The 20,666-nt window shown below is 53.3% G+C and carries 11 protein-coding genes; 7 read left to right on the forward strand and 4 right to left on the reverse strand.

Annotated elements, in window-relative coordinates; all coding sequences use genetic code 11:
- Positions 1-86 precede the first annotated feature (86 nt).
- From SYN7336_RS02100 to glnA, 3 genes are all read left to right on the forward strand, one after another.
- Positions 87-488 (forward strand): hypothetical protein, encoded by a 402-nt coding sequence (locus SYN7336_RS02100; protein WP_017324263.1) that lies wholly within the window; start codon positions 87-89, stop codon positions 486-488.
- Positions 489-652: 164 nt separating this feature from the next.
- On the forward strand, positions 653-2,098 hold the full coding sequence (gene zds, locus SYN7336_RS02105) for a 9,9'-di-cis-zeta-carotene desaturase (RefSeq protein ID WP_017324264.1): 1,446 nt from the start codon (positions 653-655) through the stop codon (positions 2,096-2,098).
- 300 nt (positions 2,099-2,398) lie between these two features.
- Complete coding sequence (glnA, locus tag SYN7336_RS02110; RefSeq protein ID WP_026100615.1) at positions 2,399-3,817, forward strand: type I glutamate--ammonia ligase; 1,419 nt, start codon at positions 2,399-2,401, stop codon at positions 3,815-3,817.
- Between the two features lie 152 nt (positions 3,818-3,969).
- On the opposite strand, the gene panD is transcribed toward glnA, so the two are convergent.
- A complete protein-coding gene (gene panD, locus SYN7336_RS02115) occupies positions 3,970-4,332 on the reverse strand; it encodes an aspartate 1-decarboxylase (RefSeq protein WP_017324266.1) in 363 nt (120 codons plus the stop codon).
- Positions 4,333-4,591: 259 nt separating this feature from the next.
- On the opposite strand from panD, the gene SYN7336_RS02120 reads away from it, so the two are divergent.
- The 3 genes from SYN7336_RS02120 (at position 4,592) to SYN7336_RS02135 (ending at position 8,682) form a co-directional block, all read left to right on the forward strand.
- On the forward strand, positions 4,592-5,734 hold the full coding sequence (locus SYN7336_RS02120) for a heat-inducible transcriptional repressor HrcA (RefSeq protein ID WP_017324267.1): 1,143 nt from the start codon (positions 4,592-4,594) through the stop codon (positions 5,732-5,734).
- A 167-nt stretch (positions 5,735-5,901) separates the two neighbouring features.
- Positions 5,902-7,323 (forward strand): pentapeptide repeat-containing protein, encoded by a 1,422-nt coding sequence (locus SYN7336_RS27605; protein WP_017324268.1) that lies wholly within the window; start codon positions 5,902-5,904, stop codon positions 7,321-7,323.
- Between the two features lie 75 nt (positions 7,324-7,398).
- A complete protein-coding gene (locus SYN7336_RS02135; RefSeq protein WP_017324269.1) occupies positions 7,399-8,682 on the forward strand; it encodes an NAD(P)/FAD-dependent oxidoreductase in 1,284 nt (427 codons plus the stop codon).
- 139 nt (positions 8,683-8,821) lie between these two features.
- Here the strand turns inward: SYN7336_RS02135 and SYN7336_RS32120 are convergent, their stop codons facing one another.
- Complete coding sequence (locus SYN7336_RS32120) at positions 8,822-17,716, reverse strand: choice-of-anchor I family protein (RefSeq protein WP_017324270.1); 8,895 nt, start codon at positions 17,714-17,716, stop codon at positions 8,822-8,824.
- 741 nt (positions 17,717-18,457) lie between these two features.
- Here SYN7336_RS32120 and SYN7336_RS02145 point away from each other — a divergent pair.
- On the forward strand, positions 18,458-18,889 hold the full coding sequence (locus tag SYN7336_RS02145; protein ID WP_017324271.1) for a DoxX family membrane protein: 432 nt from the start codon (positions 18,458-18,460) through the stop codon (positions 18,887-18,889).
- A 229-nt stretch (positions 18,890-19,118) separates the two neighbouring features.
- Here the strand turns inward: SYN7336_RS02145 and SYN7336_RS02150 are convergent, their stop codons facing one another.
- On the reverse strand, positions 19,119-19,994 hold the full coding sequence (locus SYN7336_RS02150) for an alpha/beta fold hydrolase (RefSeq protein WP_017324272.1): 876 nt from the start codon (positions 19,992-19,994) through the stop codon (positions 19,119-19,121).
- Between the two features lie 132 nt (positions 19,995-20,126).
- Positions 20,127-20,603: an Lrp/AsnC family transcriptional regulator gene (locus SYN7336_RS02155; RefSeq protein ID WP_026100616.1), complete on the reverse strand. Its 477-nt coding sequence runs from the start codon at positions 20,601-20,603 to the stop codon at positions 20,127-20,129.
- Between the last annotated feature and the right edge of the window lie 63 nt (positions 20,604-20,666).

The following is a 20,666-nucleotide window of genomic DNA, read 5'->3' on the forward strand; positions in this document are numbered from 1 at the left end:
ACTTTGATTTCATTTGATTGCGCTTGGTTAAGTGTCCGTCTTCGCCTATGCTGAATAGAGGCTGTTTCCCCCATTGAGACATTTTCATGAAAATTTTCCTGTCTAAAGTCGTAGCGCTGCTGCTGGTGGCAGTGCTGTTTGTCTCCGGCTGTGCCTCGACTCCAGGAACCGAGCGTCTTTCGGGTAAATATTATGACGATGCGCAGGTGGTGGTAGACGTGCTGCGCGAGGCGATCGCCGTTCCCCCAGAGGCTGAAAATCAAGCGGAGGTGCGCAAAGAGGCCCTTTCGGTGATGGAGGCATTTGGCTCTCGCTACAACCGCAATCGCTATAAGGGATATCAGTCTTACACCACCCTCAGAACCATCTTCAACACCTTGGGCTCTTACTATCGTCAAGAGAAAATTCGTCCCATTCGTCAAGACCGGCTCGATCGAGTGGCTAGCGAACTCCGGCAGGCTGAACTCGCCATTCAGCGCAAGCGCTAAATCTCAGTGCGATCTCGTGACTGTCTTGCGATCGCATTGCAGCGGACTAGGGACGCATTGTGGCGTCCCTTTTGTTTCGCCCAGATTGGCGCGATCGCGCGCAGCTAGTGCCTTAGAATGAGGAAGATTTACATTGCGTTACAGTTGACGTCAGGGAAATTCGCATGCACGTCGCCATTGTTGGAGCTGGGCTGGCTGGTCTGAATACCGCCGTCAACCTAGTGGAAGCGGGCCACACCGTCGAAATTTTTGAGAATCGTCCGTTTGTGGGGGGCAAAGTTGGCAGTTGGATAGACAAAGATGGCAACCACATCGAAATGGGATTGCATGTCTTTTTCGGCTGCTACTACAACCTCTTTGGACTGATGGCCAAAGTGGGAGCCCTCGACCATCTCCTGACCAAACAACACACCCATACCTTTGTCAATCGCGGTGGCGAGCTGGGTGCCCTCGATTTTCGCTTCTTTGCCAGAGCCCCCTTCAATGGCTTAAAGGCGTTCTTTACCACCTCGCAGTTGTCGGCCAGAGACAAACTGCAAAACTCGATCGCCCTCGGCACCAGCCCGATTGTGCGCGGCTTGGTGGACTTTAACGGAGCTATGCAGCAGGTGCGCGAGCTCGATCGCATCAGCTTCGCCGCTTGGTTTCGCAGCCACGGCGGCTCCAACGGCAGCCTCAAACGCATGTGGAATCCGATCGCCTACGCCCTCGGCTTCATCGACACCGAGAATATCTCCGCCCGCTGCATGCTGACCATCTTCTTGTTCTTCGCCACTAAAACCGAGGCATCGGTGTTGCGCATGCTAGAAGGCTCTCCTGCCGAATTTCTCCACAAACCGATTGTGGACTACATTACATCGCGGGGGGCGAAACTCCATCTCCGTCGCGGCGTCAGCGAAATCTTGACGGCAGGAACTGAAGATCGGCAGAGGGTCTCGGGTCTGAAACTCGCTGACGGGGACACAGTCACTGCCGATGCCTATGTCTGCGCGGCGGCTATTCCCGGCACCCACCGCCTACTGCCCCCCCACTGGCGTCGCTGGCCTCAGTTCGACAATATTTACAAACTGGAGGCCGTGCCGGTGGTGACCGTCCAACTGCGATTTGACGGCTGGGTGACGGAATTGCGGGGGGAAGCGAAAACGGCAGCCGAGCAGGCGTCTGCCATCGGGCTGGATAACCTGCTTTACACCGCCGACGCCGATTTCTCCTGCTTTGCCGATCTCGCCCTCACCAGTCCGTCCTCTTATTACAAAGAGGGGGAAGGCTCGCTATTGCAATTGGTGCTCACCCCCGGCGATCGGTTTGTGCCCATGAAAAATGAGGCGATCGCCCAGCAGGTTAGCCAGCAGGTTCGAGATCTGTTTCCCTCGGCCCGCAATTTAAATGTGACCTGGTTCAGCGTGGTCAAGCTAGCCCAATCCCTTTACCGCGAGGGGCCGGGAATGGACCCCTATCGGCCCGACCAAACAACCCCCGTGCCCAATTTCTTCCTCGCCGGTAGCTACACCATGCAGGATTACATTGACAGCATGGAAGGGGCAACGATTTCAGGCAACTTAGCGGCGCAAGCAATCTTGGAGAGCGCGTTAATAGCCGGAAAAGTATAGAGCGCTATTTTATACGATCGCATTGTCCCGTCTGCGAAGCTTTGTCATTTCCGTCAAGTGGGTTGCACCTTTACAGCAACCCACTCGGTGCATTGAGGTGGGGGCGAAGGTATCTGCAGATTCACTTAAGGCAGAACGGATTTTTTGGTATTGCTAGATACAAAACAGGGGTAGGTGGCTCTCTAGGATCGGGTGAGCAAAATCTGACGCTCTATTGACTCCGGTGCTCCAGTATTCTTGAAGCGATTGAATCGGGGCGTCTAGGAACAAATTCAGGTATTTAAAAGGAGACAGACGCGAATGGCATCACCCCAAGACGTAATGAACCTGATTCAGGAGCACGATGTCCAGATTGTCGATCTGAAATTTATCGACCTACCCGGCACCTGGCAGCATTGCTCTTTCTATGTCGATCAAATAGACACCGATACTTTCGCGGAAGGCTTGGCCTTTGACGGCTCCAGTATTCGCGGTTGGAAGGCCATTAACGAATCCGACATGTTGATGGTGCCCGACCCCAACACCGCTTGGCTCGAACCCTTCACCGAAGTTCCGACCCTCAGCCTCACCTGCAGCATTAGCGAGCCCCGCACTGGCGAGCCTTACGAGCGCTGCCCCCGCAGCATCGCCGCTAAAGCGATCGCCTATCTCAGTTCCACTGGTATTGCCGATACCGCCTACTTTGGCCCCGAAGCAGAATTCTTCATTTTTGACGACGTTCGGTTCGACCAAACCCAAAACAGTGCCTATCACTATGTGGATTCCATCGAAGGTCGCTGGAACTCCGGTCGCGAAGAAGAGGACGGCAACCTAGGCTACAAGCCCCGCTACAAAGAAGGCTATTTCCCCGTCTCCCCCACCGACTCCTACCAAGACCTTCGCACCGAAATGCTACTGACCATGGGCAAGCTAGGGGTGCCGATCGAAAAGCACCACCACGAAGTGGCCACAGGCGGTCAAGCGGAGTTGGGGGTCAAGTTTGCCGATATGATCTCCGCTGCAGACTACTTGATGATCTACAAGTACGTCATCAAGAATGTGGCTAAGAAGCACGGCAAGACGGTGACCTTCATGCCCAAGCCTTTGTTCAACGACAACGGCACCGGCATGCACACCCACCAGTCCCTCTGGAAAGGCGGCCAGCCCCTCTTCTTTGGTGACGGCTATGCCAACCTGAGCCAGATGGCCCTGCACTACATCGGCGGCATCCTCAAGCACGCTCCTGCCCTACTCGCCTTTACCAATCCCACCACCAATTCCTACAAGCGGTTGGTCCCCGGTTTTGAGGCGCCGGTTAACCTGGCCTACTCGCAGGGCAACCGCTCTGCTTCCGTGCGGATTCCGATTACTGGCTCCAATCCGAAGGCCAAGCGTCTGGAATTCCGCTGCCCCGACGCCACCAGCAACCCCTATCTGGCCTTTGCTGCCATGCTGATGGCTGGTTTGGACGGCATCAAGAACCAAATCGATCCCGGCAGCCCCTTGGATGTCGATATTTACGATCTATCCCCCGAAGAACTGGAAAAAATTCCCTCCACTCCCGGCTCCCTCTCGGAGGCGTTGGAGAACCTCAAAAGCGACCATGCCTTCATGTTGGAAGGCGGCGTCTTTACCGAGGACTTCATCAACAACTGGATCGAGTACAAGCTGGACAACGAGGTGATTCCCCTCAGCTTGCGCCCTCACCCCTACGAGTTCTCCCTCTACTACGACGTGTAAGTCAATGCAACTCGTTGAAGCGCGATCGCCCCTCAAGCGAGGGGCTTTTTTTGGGGTAATCCAGGCATTTAGCGCAGCGAACCACAGCGCTAGTGAAAGGGTCTAATAGACACATTCTCAAAACTACGGGTCTCTGCTTAGACGGGGTGCCGCTATCGGACCAACTCTAACTGAGTTAGATTTTTAAAAATGCGATTGTTGGCATCCAGCAAGAGCTTGATCGGCTGGGTGGGCTTGTCTTGGAGGTGAAATGACATGATGGTGATTTCATCCCCTGCCCGAACCAAATGGGCGGCAGCACCGTTCATACAGACGACGCCAGAATGGCGATCGCCCGCGATCGCATAAGTCTCCAAGCGATTGCCATTGGTATTATCCACCACCAATACCTTCTCGTACTCAGCTAAATCGGCAGCCTCCATCAAGGCTTTATCGATGGTGATGGAGCCCGTATAGGCCAAATTCGCTTCAGTCACTATTGCTTTGTGAAGCTTGGATTTGAGGAAAATGCGCATAAGCACTGTCAGGACAGGAGTTAAGTTGGCTAAACGGCAACTGCGTCAGCGATACGATCCTAACCGGGAGAACGCCCCAAACGCCAAAATTAGCGGTAGGTTGGCGATCGCTCGAAGGTCGATTGGAACGGATAGCGGGAGTAACTTCAGGGAAGACTAGCGATCGTGCAACTGGCTGCGCTACGCTGAATTCAACCTGTGGGATACACGTAGGTACAGCAATACAGCCGAAGTCACTCGATGCGGTACAACGATCCCCATGCAAATTAACTTGAATGCCCGACAGCAAAATATTCTCTGGGCGACGGTTCGCAGTTATATCGCCACGGCAGAGCCTGTGGGCTCCAAAACCTTAGCCCAATCCTACGACTTGGGGGTGAGCACCGCCACCATCCGCAATGTCATGGCGGTATTAGAGCGCAGCGGCTTATTGTTCCAACCCCACACTTCCGCCGGACGCATTCCCTCCGATAACGGCTATCGCGTCTACGTTGACGACTTGATCGAAGACCCCACCGACCTGCAGGAGCAACTCTTGCAAGTGCTCTCCGATCGCCTCGGCCAGCAACTGAACGACAATCTCGAAACCCTACTGCACCAAGCCACTCAAATTTTGGCCACCTTGAGTGGTTGCATTGCCCTCGTCACCGCTCCCCCAACTGACACCGCCACCATCCGCCACCTACAACTGGTGGCAGTCGATCGCAACCGCATTATGGCGATTTTGGTGACCGATTCTTACCAGAGCCACTCCGTCTTACTCAACCTACAAAGCGATTCCCAGACAGGGCTGGGCTCTCCCCTCGGACATACCATTGCCCCCCTATCGCCTGTGAATGACGATCGCCGAACCGAGCCGGATGCGATCGAACAATTGGAACAGGAGCTGCAACTGCTCAACAACTTCCTCAACCTGCAATTGCGGGGCAAAACCTTCTACGACATCCTCAATATTGACTGGTCCGAACTCAACCGCCAATTCCGTTCTTATGGAGCTTGGCTCCAGCAGTTGCTAGATGTGCTCAAACACAATCACTTGAGACCGGCGATCGGCCAAGTTTTTGTGGGGGGGATGACGGGCCTGATGCGCCAGCCAGAGTTTGCTCAAACCGACCAGATCCAGGATGTGGTGCAGCTACTCGAAGAAAATCAGTCGGAATTGTGGCCGGTGTTGGGACCCACGTCCCCCGATCGCGTCGTTGTTTATATCGGCTCCGAAAACCCCCTCGAACCGATGCGACAGTGCAGCCTGATTTCGACTGGCTATTCTTGCGGCAGTTGGGCAATGGGCAGCGTCAGCCTGCTAGGGCCGACCCGGTTGCCCTACGAGCGGGCGATCGCCTCGGTTAAAGCCACAGCCCATCACCTCTCAAACACACTCAACAGTGTGAATTCAACTTGAATCTGCCGATCGCAGCTCAAGAGCATCAATTAATACACTAAAATATAAAGATGTAGCGTCATAATACTGATTCTTCGCGTGTAACTCGATAAACTAAGCGATAATATTTGACAGTATTTTCGGTTCGGGCAGTGGGTGGGTGAGTTCAAAGCAGTTAGGGTGAGTCCATGGAAGCGAAGGAATTATTGCAGTGGTATGCTGCCGACCGCCGCAAATTTGAAGGCATCGAGCTCAATAAGGCAAACTTGCCCGACTCTCACCTGCAGGGAATTGCGCTGATTCGGTCTAGCTTGCACAATGCCAATCTCAGCGGAGCCAACCTGAGTGAATCGGATCTGTACAAAAGCGATCTGTATCGTGCCAATCTCAACAACGCAATGCTATCGCAGGCGAGGGTGCGGCGGGCAAAGTTGCGCGAGGTGCAACTGGTAGAAGCTGATTTGCGCTATGTGGATTTCACCGGTTCGTTTTTGATTTCAGCCAATTTGACTGGAGCCAACTTCAGCCATGCTATTCTCACCACCACTTTTTTGAGTCACTGCAGCCTGCGGGAAACCAACTTTTCCCATGCAGACCTCTATAAAGCCAATTTGCGTAACAGCGATCTCAGCGGGGTCAACTTGCAGGAGGCCGTTCTCAAGCGCACCAACCTGATGGAGGCCGATCTCTACGAAGCCAATTTAGTGCGGGCAATGGGAACTGAGGCGAACCTGAAAGGCGCTAAAGTGGGACATGCTAATTTGGCAGGGGCCGATTTCAATCAGGCTAATTTGGCGGAGGCGAGTTTAACTTATGCCAATCTGGCCAATTGTAATTTGAGGGGTGCCAATCTCAGCGATGCCGATCTGAGTATGGCTTGTTTGCGAGGGGCCAATCTGACGGGGGCCAACCTGGAAGGCGCGAATTTGAACGATGCCGATTTGGCCAACGCCATCCTGACAAAGGCAAAACTGGCCCGTGCGAGCTCGGAGGGGGCTAAGTTTCGCGAGACTGTGATGCCGGATGGTAGCGTGCGCTCGGATGAGGCGATACCGGTGGATCGCGATCGCTTGAGAATGGCCATCGATAAACCGGCAGAGTCTGGCTGGCAGCGAGCGAGTGCCGAGGAAGTTTTGGAGAGATTTGCGACAGGGGAGCGAGATTTTCCTCAAGTTTCGTTGCGGCGAGCACTGCTGTACGGAGCCTATTTGCGCTGCATCAATCTCGATCGCGCCGATCTCAGAGAAGCCTATTTGCGCCAAGCCAATTTGTACGGCGCGAACCTACATGCTGCGAATCTGAGTGCTGCCAGCGCAATCGGTAGCGATTTGAGCGAGGCGAATCTATCTGCGGCTAATTTAAGAGGCTGCGATTGTCGAGGGGCTGATTTGCGACGGGCGGTGTTGGTGGGGTCGAGTTTGCAGGGGGCGAACCTGAGTCAGGCGCAGTTGCAGGGGGCTGACTTGCGCGATTGCAATCTGCAGGAGGCTAATTTTGCCGGAGCCAATTTGGCGGGGGCAGATTTGTCTGGGTGTAACTTGCGGCGGACGAATATCACTCGCGAGCAGTTAGAGAGTACCATTCGCACCAAAGTCGCTCCCTCGATTTAGCGGCTGGCGATCGCCAGCCGCCCGCAATTCCCCTCCGTGCAGTACAACTGAGCCTGAGAGATATGAGGGGATGGGATGACAAAGACGATCGCCATTGTCGGAGCGGGCTTAGCGGGACTGACCTGCGCCAAGGTTTTGCAAGAAAACGGCTGCAATGACTTTGTCTTACTCGAACAAAGCGATCGCGCAGGCGGCAGAGTGCGCACGGATGAGGTCAATGGCTTTCAGCTCGATCGCGGTTTCCAGGTGCTGTTCTCCGCCTATCCAGCGGTCCGTCGCCATCTCGATCTCGAGGCTTTAGAACTGTGCAACTACAGTCCGGGGGCGGTGCTCGTGCGGGGCGATCGCCACTATCCCATTGGCGACCCTCTCCGGGCTCCCGCCACTCTGCTCGAATCGCTAGCCAATCCACTGTTGACGCTGGGGGACAAAGCTCGCATATTGACACTGCGAGCTCAATTATTCGCCAGTTCGATCGAAGCCATTTGGCAGCAGCCCGATCTCTCCACCCTAGATTTTCTCCAGCAGTGGGGCTTCTCCCCACAAATCCTGCAGCACTTTTTCTATCCCTTCTACAGCGGCATCTTTCTCGACCCAGAACTCAAAACCAGTGCCCGTCTATTCCAGTTCTATTTCAAGATGCTATCTGAAGGGGCGATCGCGACTCCCAAACGGGGAATGGGGGCAATCTCCGACCAGCTTGCCAGCCACCTCGCCAGCGGGCAACTGCGCTGTAACGCTACGGTAGAACGCATTGCGATCGAGGGGGAGCGCGTTACGGGAGTTCAGCTACGAGATGGCAGCACCTTGGCCGCTGAGTTTGTGGTTTGTGCGACAGAGGCCACTGCAGCGGCGCGACTCGTTCCTCGACTAAACGGCGATCGCCCCATTCCTACCACACCCCGCGCTGTCACCTGTCTCTATTTCAGCACCCCTATCTCCGCCCATGCGGAAACCGCCATCCACCTCAACAGCGCCAAGACACCCGAGACTGCCATCCATCACTGCATCCAACTGAGCAATGTCAGCCCTGCTCTCACCCCCGTTGGCCAACACCTACTGTCGGTGACGGTCTTGGGCAATCCGCCATCCACCCCCGATCGCTTAGCCGAGCGCTGCCGTCAAGAATTGCTCGACTGGTTTCCCCACCTAGATGGCGATCGCCTGAGCTACCTGCGGCAATACCGCATCCCCTTTGCCCAATTCGATCAACCCCCCGGCCTGCACGATCGCTTACCCTCCCCTCGCTCCGCTATGGCAGGGCTCGTCCTGGCAGGGGAATACACTTGCCAAAGCAGTATTGAAGGGGCTATGCAGAGTGGCGATCGGGCAGCGAACTCCCTGCTGGAACAGCTTTGAGCCGAAATTCCCTCGGCGAAAAGCGCATCCGAGCAACCTGGTTTTCTGAAGGCGTTGGGCGATCGCCCCCAAAAAAGCCCCAGCCTACTCTAGTGAGGCTGGGGTTAAGTTTAAATACCTTCAATCAGCGGTCAGAGACTCAGACAAAAGCCAAGTCAGTCAGCTCAAATCCATTGCCCACAAAGGCAACGAGTTCGTCGCCCAGGAAGTCAAAGCTGCCGTTGCCATCATCGAGCGCAATAGCCGTGGCAGGACCGCTGCCCAAGCTAAAGAAAGCGTAATCGCCAAGACTGCCCGAGAGCTGAATGCGATCTTCACCCGTCGCAAAATCTGTCAGTTCGGCCACGTCAGCCGTACCCGCCTCAGCGTAGAACGCCCCTGACTCGTCGCCTAAGACAAAGGTATCTCCACCAGCACCGCCCGTTAAGGCATCGGCCCCGCCAACTCCGTTGAGGATATTGGCACGAGCATCGCCCGCGAGATTGTCATTGAAGACAGTGCCCGTGAGATTTTCAATACTTCTCAAAGTATCCGTAATCAGTACATCGGGTGCAGGCTCGTAAAAGGCAGTGCCAGCAGCCAGATCTGCCGTGACTCCAACGGGAATGTCGCTGAAATCAGCCGTATCGTTGCCGCCGCCGCCATTCAGGCGATCGGAGCCACCGCCCCCCATGAGGGTGTCAGCACCGCCGTTACCGAAGAGATCGTCGCTACCGCTGCCCCCAGCAATGAAGTCGGCACCGCCGCCACCGAAGAGGTCGTCGTTGCCACTGCCCCCCATGAGGGTGTCGGCACCGCCGCCGCCGATGAGATCGTCATCCCCTTCGCCCCCATACAGAGTGTCGGCACCGCCACCTGCTCTGAGGTCGTCGTTGCCGCCACCCCCTTCGAGGGTATCGGCACCGCCGCCACCGAAGAGGTCATCATCTCCCTCACCGCCAACCAAGGTGTCATCGCCAGCGCGACCGAAGAGGTCGTCATTGCCACCTCCCCCTTGGAGGTCGTCATCGCCTTGGCCAGCTTTGAGATCGTCATCGCCAGCGCCGCCGAGGAGAGTATCGTTGCCCGAGTCACCTTTGAGGAAGTCGTCGCCGTCAGCTCCAAAGAGCTCGTCATCACCAGCGCGACCCTTAATAATGTCGTCGCCAGCTAAGCCGAAAATTGAATCGCCATCGGCAGTCCCTTGCAAGATGTCATCGCCATCTGTGCCGATTAGAACGGCCAGAGATGGCAACACAGTATCTTCCCGGAAACTCAGGTTTTGGACGCGCTCGTCCTCTGACACCGAAGTATCCTCCACACCAAACGCAGAGCCGCCCAGATCTTCGTTGAACTCCGCAAAGAAGAGCTCCGCGAGGGCATCCTGCTCGGAGCCAGCATCGGCAAAGTCCGCCAAGTCTTGGAAGCTGCCACTCGCCAGCGCCGCAAACTCTGCTTCCAAATTGACTTCGTTGTAGAAATCGGGGTCCAATGCCTCGAAGACGGGGAACGGATAGCTATCGCCGCCATTTTCCAGGAAGTCGAGGGTGACCACCCGAATGGCAGCGGGAGCATTCGGTAACACTTCTCCATCGACTACCACCGGCACAAATTCGCCCGTGGCTTCGTCAAACACCGTCACATTGAGGATGCGATCGCCTGCTGTAATCTGTTCGAGGGTATTGGGATCGAAGCTGCGAGCCGCTTGGGTGGGGTCGAAGCTGAAGCGGATGTTGCCCACCTGGCCGAACTGTCCGGGCTCGTTGAACATATCCGGCTGAGACTCAGCCACCGCATGTTCGAGCACTTCGAGCAACTGCTCGGAGGTCAGGGTGACTAATTCCAGACCGTTGTTGAAGCGCAGGGTATTGGCAATATCCAGTTGAGACACATCGCCTGCTTCTTTGCCAGCAGCAGGGTTGGCCTGGGTGGTGGTTTGCACCACAGTGCCGTCGTCGAGCTGGCCCACAAAGCCGATGATGTCGCGGATGCCGCCGCCATTCTTGATGGAAACCAAGATAGGGGAAGTATCGATATCCTCAATTTCGCGGGCGACGAAGATGTTGGCATCGGCGGTGAGGTTGCCGAAGTTGGTTTCTTCGTTGCGGACGGAGGAGCGGGCACCATTGAGGAAGACATCTGACTGACCGACAATATTGCCATCCTGCAAATTGACAACGTTTGTGACGTTATTGACCAGATCCTGCACCACTTGCTGAGAAGTGCCATCGGCGAAGGCTGCCTCCAGCGCTTCTGCGTCAGTCAGCGCTCCAGCTTGATTGAACTGGGCGATAACCCCAGCATCGGTTGTGGCAAAAGCACCGCTAACGGTTTCGTCAACGCTCTCGGGAATGATGTTGCCATTGCTGTCAAACTCGATCGCCAAACGGCCCACGTAGCTGTACTCGCCATCGGTGGACACCACGGCAACGGGGTTGCCGTCGGCATCGGAGGTGACGAAGGGATAGCCCGGTTGAACGCTAGGGGTGTCGGGGTCGATATCGAACACGTTGTCGATGGTGTCGCCCGGTTGCAAGCCGCGATCGATATCCTCCTGGTCTGCCACAATCTGGTCGGAACCGCCCGCCACGATGATGTCCACGCCAGACAGGAGAGGAGCCAGTTGCTCGGCTTCGATCGCAAACTGTTGCAGGTGAGAGACCAAAATCACCTTATCGAGACTGCGTCCCGAGCCGTCGTCAAAGGCCAATAGCTCGTCTATCTCTGTCTGAATGATGGTGGCTAGTTCGGCGATCGCGTCGGAGCTAGGCAATACCTCGACTAAGCCGGGGGAGGAGATGCTCTCCAGCAGCGGCGTGGTGGCACCGACAACACCAATCAGCTCTCCGCCTACTTCAATCACCGTCGAAGGCGCGATCCTGTCATCGTTGCTATCGGCAGCCGTTTCGAATGGATCGGCTGGATTGGCCCGCGCCGACAGCAGGTCGCTGGCGAATTCGGTGCTGAGTAGAATCTCGTCAGTGAACAGATTGCCAATTTCGGGGTCGGCAGAGAAGTCGAGGTTGGAGGAGAGATAGGGGAACTGAATGCCCGGGAAGTCAACTTCTTGCAGAAAGTTTACGAGATCGGGGAAGGCCGCCAGAATGGATGCCTCGCCAGTGGAAGACAGACTGTTCCCTTCTTCTGAGTCGTAATTAATGATGTTTTCCAGGGTGTCGGTGCCGAGATCGAACTCGTGGTTGCCCAGAGCAGAGGCATCGAACCCAATCAGGTTCATGATGGTGATGTCTACTCGACCTTGGAAGTTGTCAATCTCGTCAAAGAAGTCGGGATCGCCATCGCCATTAATGTCGGTCACGTAGACATCGGCAGCGGTTAGACCTGCCGTATTTTGGGTCGGATCGAGCAGGAAGGCATCGATTTCGCCATTGTCTAAGAAGCTATTGCCATCGGTGTCTGCCGAATCGGGGATGGCGGAGACATCCACTAGGGCTGCGGGGGTGCCGTCGCCATCGACATCGAAGATCGGAATCGTGTTGTATAGCCCTTCAAAGATGGGGTTGAACGCGTTCGGATCGGAGGCCGCATTGAAGAACGGACCGGAGATGAAGTTATCGCCCGCAGAGAGGGTGATGGTGTTCTCGAATTCGGCTTCGAAAGCACTGACCAAAGCGGCAAAGTTCGGGGCGGCGGAAATGGCATCGACGCCCCCTTCGAGGTCGGAGGCGTGCAGCAGTTGCAGTGTGAAGTTAGCGGGCTCCACGGGGTCCGCAGATAGATCTAAACGGGCCACTAGGGGTTCGTGGTCGCTGGCCGGAAGGACATCGTCAAACTCGATCGCATCGTCATCGCGGGTGAAGTCGTTGTTGACGTGGACAATATCGAATTCTGCCCCTTCAAGTATGGAGTCCGTGACAAAGAAGTTATCGAGCACTTGGCTGTTGCCATCAAAGATGAAGGTGTAAGCATCTCCGTCCGCTTCAGCTTGCGAGATTAAGTTCGTTAAGACTCGTTCGTCACCCGTTCCCGGCAAGATTTCGACTAAGTCGTTGGTGAACTGGAAAGTGTTGAGGTCGCCAGCCACAACGATGTTGGCTGCGGGGTCAGTGGCGAGGAGGGAATCAACGAATTCATTGTTCGCCAGAGACTGAGCCTCGCGAGCAGCTTCGCCCGCCTGTACGAAGGGCTGCGGTCCTCCAAAGATCGGTGTGGAGCCAAATCGGGAGGAGAAGTGGTTGTTGACTACCATCACGGTTTCGCCGTTGAAGCCAAAGGTCCCGACAACCGGAACGCGGCTACCGGCAAAGGCATCGGGATTACTGACCCCTGCCGCTGCCAAAGCAGTTGGCGTCAGAGCATCCATCCCTTCAAGGGTGACTCGGTCGGGGTTGTAGAGGAAAGCATTGCGGATGTTGCCGCCTGGAACGCCCCCCTGGAGCTCGGTGAACTCGCCTTCATTACCCACCCCCGCTGCATTGAAGACATCGAAGAATTGGTAGGTGGGGCCACCGGCAGCGGCGATCGCATCGACTAAATCCTGCAGCGTCTGACTGGCATCGCTAACCAGGCTGTTACTGCCGCCGTTTTCACCATCGTTATCCTGAATTTCTTGCAAGGCGATGATGTCGGGGGAGCCTAGATTGTCAATGATTTGAGCTGCCAGGCGATCGCGCTGAGCGGCATCGGGATCGAGACCGCCCTCATCTGCAAGCGTACTGGTGAGGTTCAATACGTTGTAGCTAGCGACCGTAAGTTGGTCTTCAGTCCCTACCAGGTCGGTGACCTCCTGCTCCAGTCCGCTAGGCGTGACAACATTGACGGGACCGGTGAGGTTGACTTCGAAATTACCGAAGCTGTATCCCACAACCCCAGTCACATCTCCCAACTGGTCCCCCACATTCAAGGCCGGAGGGGTAGATTCCCCAGAGATGGTGGGATCGAACTGAATTTGGACCCGCTCGGGGTTTCGATCGCCCAAATTATCGGGGCCGGAGTCGAGGTTGATGCCGCCCCGACTATTGAGGGGGTCGTCAGAGGTGGCCCCCAGATTGGGGAGAGTGAATGCCTCTGCAGAGAAGGGGGTAAAGACCCGCGTGGGGGAAACGGCAACGGCAGCTTCGATGGTGACCCGTTGACCTTCCAAGCTCTCGTAGAAGTCAATGGCATCGTTTTCTGGATCGAAATTATTCGCGACATCGTCGGCTGCATTTTGCAGATTTACCGGCAATTCGTCGTCGCTAATGACTGTCGTATTCGCAGGCAAGCGACCGCTCTGTCCAATCACCACTGCGTCGGGCAAGGCATTGCCGCTGCTGTTCGCCGAGATGTCAGAGGCGTTGAGCTGGGTAATGGAAAGGTTGCCAGTGCCAGCGCCCCCCGGAATAATCTCAGCCACCGTCCCTTCGACCTCAACCTCATGCCCAACCGCAATGCCAGCGGTGCTGCCCGCCACAAAAATGCCGTCAGAGGTGTTGTCGTCGCCATCCCCTACAGCATCTTGCAAGTAGAAGCCATTGAAGGCGATCGCCGTGACAATTCCCGTCGTCTGCACGAGTTCGCCCAGCAGCGGAGAAAGATGTCCGGCCCCTTGAATCTCATAAATGGCTGCAACGGTTACGGGATCTGGGTCAACATCGGGAGCTTCACCCTCGGCAAACAGAATGTTATCCACAAAGATGTTCTCAACCCCCGAATTGGTATCGACGCTGAGGGTCAGGGTTAACTCATTGTCAAAGCCGCTGGTGTTTATCAGCTCGTCCAAGTCAACCGTGACGGTGTTCCAATTGGGGGTGCCGTCGTCGGGAGAAACGTTGGCCTCTAGTTCGGCCTCGCCGAAGTTGAGGAACGTTTGGGAATGGGTGCCATCGCTCAGGCTGAAGGAGAAGGCATCATCCGCCTCGAAGCCCGTATCGTTAATCCAGTAATCGAAGCTGAGGAAGCTTTGGTCGATGTCCGTCAAATCGACCGACTCAAACACTAAGTCCAAGCGTCCGTCGCCATCGTTGAACTGGAAGTTGTGCTCCACTCCCGCCGCGACAGGGGTGCCATCGGCAGCCACATCGGGGGCATTCGCGCCAATAAAGGAGTTGACGCCAATAAAATCTCCAGACTCAGTGCCCGCTGCAGGACCGGCGGCACCTCTGGTCTCGAAGAAGAAAGTCTGAAAATCTAAGCCCGGTCCGCCACTGTTAACAGACCCAGCATTGGTTAAGGGCTCGCCATCGGCCAATTGGTCGGTCGTGAAGGTGGAACTGGAGTCGAGGTCGTTGAAAGCTTGAGCGGCGATCGCCCCTCCAGGACCGGGGTCATCCAAGTCGGAGATTTCGAAGATAGTGGTGGAGCCACTCACTTCATTGGCAACCACCAAGAGTGGGTTGCCGTTGGGGCTATCTTCAGCCGAGATGAACACCAAGCCCTCGGGACCGGAATCGCCTGCGGCAGGGTTGGACGACCCGTCGGGCAGTTCGAGGTCAAGACTGAAGTCGCGATTGTTGATGTACTGAACAAAGCTGGAATTCGCCGGATCGGAAATGTCAAAGACCGCAATGCCGCCAATGCGTTCCAAGCCAATAAAGGCAAAGGTGCGATCGCCGACGGTGCCGACTGCAATCCCTTCCGGCTCCGGCCCGCCGTCATCGCTGCGGCTATCGAAGCTACCGTTTTCGTCATTGTCTGAGTTGAAATCCTCCGGCAATGCGGCGGCGGTAATCTGCTCCAATTGGTCGCCGCTGTCGAACACGATGTTGCCTAAAGCATCGCGGATAGAGAAAGAACGGCTACCAAAAGCAAAGAGCTGGTCGAAATCCCCATCGCCATCGATGTCTCCGTCGATGGTGGAGACTTCCAAGCGGCCCAAGTTTTCATCCAGTTGCAGGGTGTCAGCATCCGGGAAGGCGTCGGGATCGAGGGTTAAATCCCCAACGCGATCGATATCGGTGAGGTCGTCAAAACTATCTCGGCCATCCCCTTCGTTCGCAGTAATGAAGAAGGTTTGACCGTCGATCTCGAATGACGCAATCGTGTCGGGTTGGAACAGACCAAAAACCGGGAAGTTATCGATATTGATGGCACCGTCATCGTCGCTGGGGTCCAAACCATTGGAGCTCTCGAAGCTGATGATGCCCAGTTGGGTGGGGGTACCGGGGCCTTCGTAATCGTTGTCGTTGAGCACGGCTAAGCGTCCGTCACTCAACAGGGCCAATCCTTCAGACTGGGCACTGGGGCTAAAGCCCAAAGAGGGCAAATTAGTGACCTGAATCTTGTTGACTGGCTGTATGCCTGCTGCCGCTAGATCGTCTGGAGAGAGAGTCTCCAGCGTTGCGCCGTCGGTGGCATTCGCGATATCGGTGCCGAGAATATTGGTTGCCCCTTGCAGGTCGATCTTGAAGATGAACTGCTGAGCGGTATCGATATCCTCGTTATCTCGCTCGATGACATAAAACTGACCGTCACCGGCAAACACGGCGTCGCCAATCCGATCCACTTCTGCGCTGCCAAAACTGGTGCTGGGATCGGTTGTGACCAATGCGGGCGTCTGCAAAACGTAGACAAATTCCTCAATCGGTACGCCCGTGACCGGATCGATGCCCAAAATGCGCAGAATGCTGGAGCCATTGCTGGTGGCGGTGTCGGGGTTAGACAGCGGCGTTTGAATGAAGCCGTAAACAATATTGCGCTCGGTGTCGAAAGCAATGCCCTCAAAACCGCGATTGTTGCGGCGGTTTAGATAGACTTCGGGCAGCGTTTCGCTGCCAAAGGTACCTGCAGGGGAGCCTGTTTCGTCTTGGGCCGCGAAACCGATGGGCACAAAGCGATCGATGAGTGCGCCCTCGGAGGAGAAAACATTGATGGACGGGGCCTGCTCGTCTGCAATGTAGAGATTCCCAGTGGAGGGATCGCGGATGATGCCTTCGCTGTCCAAACCAAAGAAATCGTTTGGCAGTGGATCGCCAGTTTCGGGATCGACAGGGACTTCAAAGAAACCTGGAATATTCGGGAGTCCCGTCAGGGGGACGGAAACCGGAAACGGTACCCCTACAACACTGATTTCGCGGGTTAAACCGAGGCTATCGACAATCGAAACTTGACCCGAGGCTTCATCCAATTCGAGGGTGAGGACGGTGACTTGCAGCTCGGGGGCGAAGAAGGGGCGATCGCTAGAATCTGGGTCGGGAGTATCGAGCGCGCCGCCGACAGGACCGCGATCGTTAATCGCTACAAACCGAGGATTGCCATTGTCGGGGTTGAATCCATCGAAGGCCAATCCCGATAGACCGCCGAGAAAAATCGGATTGCCATCCGGGTCGGTGCCAATTTGAAAGGATTCCGTTGTCAGCTCGGGGATGTCAAAGGTTTCGAGTTCCGGCAACCCTCGGCTGAAATCGGTAACGCCCAGAGGCAGAATATCCAACACAGTGGCAGACTCGATATCCACCACCGCCACAGCATTGTTTTCCTGCAGCGTGACAAACGCGGTGGTGCCATCGGGAGAAACAGCGATGAACTCGGGTTCGAGATCCTGCGCTGCCGTTCGACCGGGGAAGATGCGCACCCCATCGCCGCGCAAATCGTTCTCGCGACCGTTAAAAGCAGAGAAATCAGCCGTGGCAACCGTGGCCTCTTCCACACCTGCCGACAGATCGATAATGCTAATCGTTCCTTCTGGATCGACTTCCAGCAAATTGCCATCGCCGACGGGCTCCCCTTCGTTGGCAACCAATAGTTTGGTTCCATCTGGGGTAAAGGTGACGGCATCGGGCAAGACTCCGACCCCAACCACATTCGAGAGAGACAGATCTGCAGCATTGAAAAAGGCGACTGTACCCGTTTCGGTCTCGGTGACATCCTCTAGGGCAACTGCAACGATGCCGTTGGCCACTGCGACGCTGTTAGGCCCGCCGCTGAGACTGACATCGAGAGACGCGATCGGAGTGGGGTTTGTCGGATCGGAGAGATCGAGAACGTCGATCGCATTGCTATCGCCATTCACCACAAACAGCCGCTGGGAGCTGGGATCGAAAGCTGCAATTTCGGCAGCGCTTTCATCAAATACTCCTGTCGTAAATGTCCCAATTTGGTTGAGTTCGATTGACATGACTAGCCCTACCCCAAAACATGAATTAAATCGACGATTGAACCACCCATAAAATTCCAAACAAAGCAATCAGTGCTCCACACTATTGGAGGAGCCCACACGAGCCTGACGATATCTGGAGAGCCAAACTCACCATTGCAGGAGACTTAAAGTTTTCTCCTAAATCAGTGGCTTGGATGAAGTTTAAGTAGATGGTTTCACGTATGACGCCTTCAATGTCCCATGGTTCACCTCAAAACAGGTAAAACTCTGGTTAAGGTAGACTTATTGAGAGGCTAAAATCTAAGTATTTTTACGTTTATCTTACGAAATGAAAGCAAAATGTATCGCAGATATAATCCTTGTGAAGAAAGATTGCTCGATGCAGGTGATATTAAACACACTAGAACTGCTGAATTAAACCTGAACGCGATTTCATCAGATGGGATTGGGTCAAGCTATTTTTGGTATTGAATAGAAAGAGCGAGCAGCCTGCTGGATTCCTCGCCAGCAGTGTAGTAAAAATTCCAACAGAAACCTCAGAAACCTAGAGTTGCTGTAGTACATAGCTTTGCTAATCATTCCTATAGAAAAAACTTATAATTCTAAGCATATCGAAGCAGAATCACCATATGTTTTTTCTTGGTGATTTACATGATATTTGATATGCTAATCCTAGAGTTGATTCAACATGAGAAAAATATCTGAATATTATCTCTCGTGTTGATAAAAACTAGTGATGAAATCTAAAGAGGTATTTCCATGATTGAGACTAAACTTTCCAATCGATTGCCAATAGTTCTATTCATACTACGATTGAGCGTGTTTGCTGTAATGGTGATTTGGGTACTCGATAAGTTCCTAAATCCCAGTCATACAGCTGCAGTATTCTCAAGCTTTTATTTTATCAATAATTTAAGCAGCACATTAGCCTATGTTATTGGATCGCTACAAGCGATTGTTGTCGTAGCTTTTCTGGTAGGGTTTTTAAAAAAATGGAGTTACGGTTTGGTTTTAGCAATGCATTCGGTTTCAACCCTATCTTCATATAAGCAATACCTTGCTCCTTATGAAAGCGTAAACATTCTCTTCTTTGCTGCATGGCCTATGTTAGCTGCTTGTATCGCACTCTATATGCTACGCGACTTTGATACTCGATGGAGCATTGGCAAAGCAGCAACCAGATCGGAGTAATATTACTTCCTACATTCAAAGTTCAAATATATCGAAGAGAAGCTCGATAAATCTCTGAGCATAGTTCACTAAAAAACTGAAAGCTTTTTTCTGCTGTAACTTTCTCAGAGATTTAATTTTTCGAGGCTCCTTTATCAATATTCTGCAAAACTTTAAGACGAGGACAATAGTTTTGCAGAACCGTAAAACTATTGTCGAATCGACCGATTTATAAAATTTTCAGATGAATTCAGCATGCTGAGGTTGATTCAATAAATTGAATTATCTCATCAGCAAATTCTCCAGGTGCATCTTGAGGTATCCAATGAGAAGCGTTTTGTATACAGACCAACTTACTATTTGGAATTTCTTGCTTTAATCTTTGACCATCTTGGATGGTTTGCCAGGGATCGTCGATTCCCCAAAGGAGAAGGGTAGGGGATAAAATATCTTTATGACGATCTACCAAAGCCATTGTATGATTAGTATTGAGTGCAGAAGCATTACGAATTAGACTTATCTTTCCTTCTTCATTTGCATAAGGAGCAACGATTCCTTCTTTAAATTCTGAAGTTAACTGTTCCGGGCGAGATATCCCTTCAGACAGACCGTCAGTAAGATAGGCAACAATTTCTTGAGTTGATTTAGACTTCCAAAGAGGACTACCCAGCATCAACATGTCATCAATGGGCCAAGAGTCGTAAGCCACAATATTAGAAAGGATTAGACGCTTGAGACGATCTTTGGCTTCGATACCTAAAATCAAACCGACTCCTCCTCCAGTGTCATGTCCGACAAGATTGACACGGTCGAGCTCGAGAGCATCAAAGAATCGAAGTAGCATCTTAGCTTGAGCAATCAATGAGCGATCGAAGCGATCGCGCTTGTCCGACCAACCATGTCCCAAGAAATCAGGGGCAATCACTCTGTACTTAGACGCTAGAAGAGGAATAACACTGTTATACAGATAAGACCATGTAGGAATGCCATGTAAGAGAACAATTGGTTCTCCTTCCCCAATGTCTGTATATGCTATCTGGACAGGTATATGAAAAATATCATCCAACTCAATTGATTTCTGTCTCGCCCGAAAAGTTTTATCATCCATTGAATTCATCTGAATCATTATCTTTTCCTGTTAGTCTAAAGTCTTTAAATGGTATAAACTTGTCTGATAGATTTCCTCCTTGGACAGGAAAAAGTCTATCGAAAAATTAATCAGGCAAATTAATCATTCGTCCATAGTTGTAATATATTTTCAGAGAATATATTTATACTCGGCTTTAAGAAGTTTAATTAGGACTTGGGATTCGTAGTTGATAATGCCAGGAATGAGGTGAAGTTTTTCAAAGAAAACTAATAGCTCTTCATGCGGTCCAAAAAAGACATCTACCATAATGTTATATTTACCTGTAATTACAGCAACATATCGTATTTCACTCATATTTGATAATTGCTCTGCAACTTCATCTATATATTGAATTTCTACAGAGATTGAAACAATTAAGATATGAGGCTTGCCTAACTTATCAGGATTAGGCCAAGCAGATATCTCGATGGTTCCTGATTGCAAAAGACGTTGAACTCTATAGCGAGCTGTAGCCTCCGGAATTTTTAAACGTTTAGCAATCTCTGAGAAAGACATCCGCCCGTCAATACGCAATAAAGCGACGATCTCCCGATCTACTGAATCTAGCTGGTTAACAGAAGATGAAAGATTCCCAGGTTGAGTCATGGTAGTGTCTGGCCATTATGTAAACCGAATAAGGCTAGCTTAATAGGTTTACAGTCGGAAGGC

This window comes from Synechococcus sp. PCC 7336, assembly GCF_000332275.1.
In the GTDB taxonomy this organism is placed as follows: domain Bacteria; phylum Cyanobacteriota; class Cyanobacteriia; order Thermostichales; family PCC-7336; genus PCC-7336.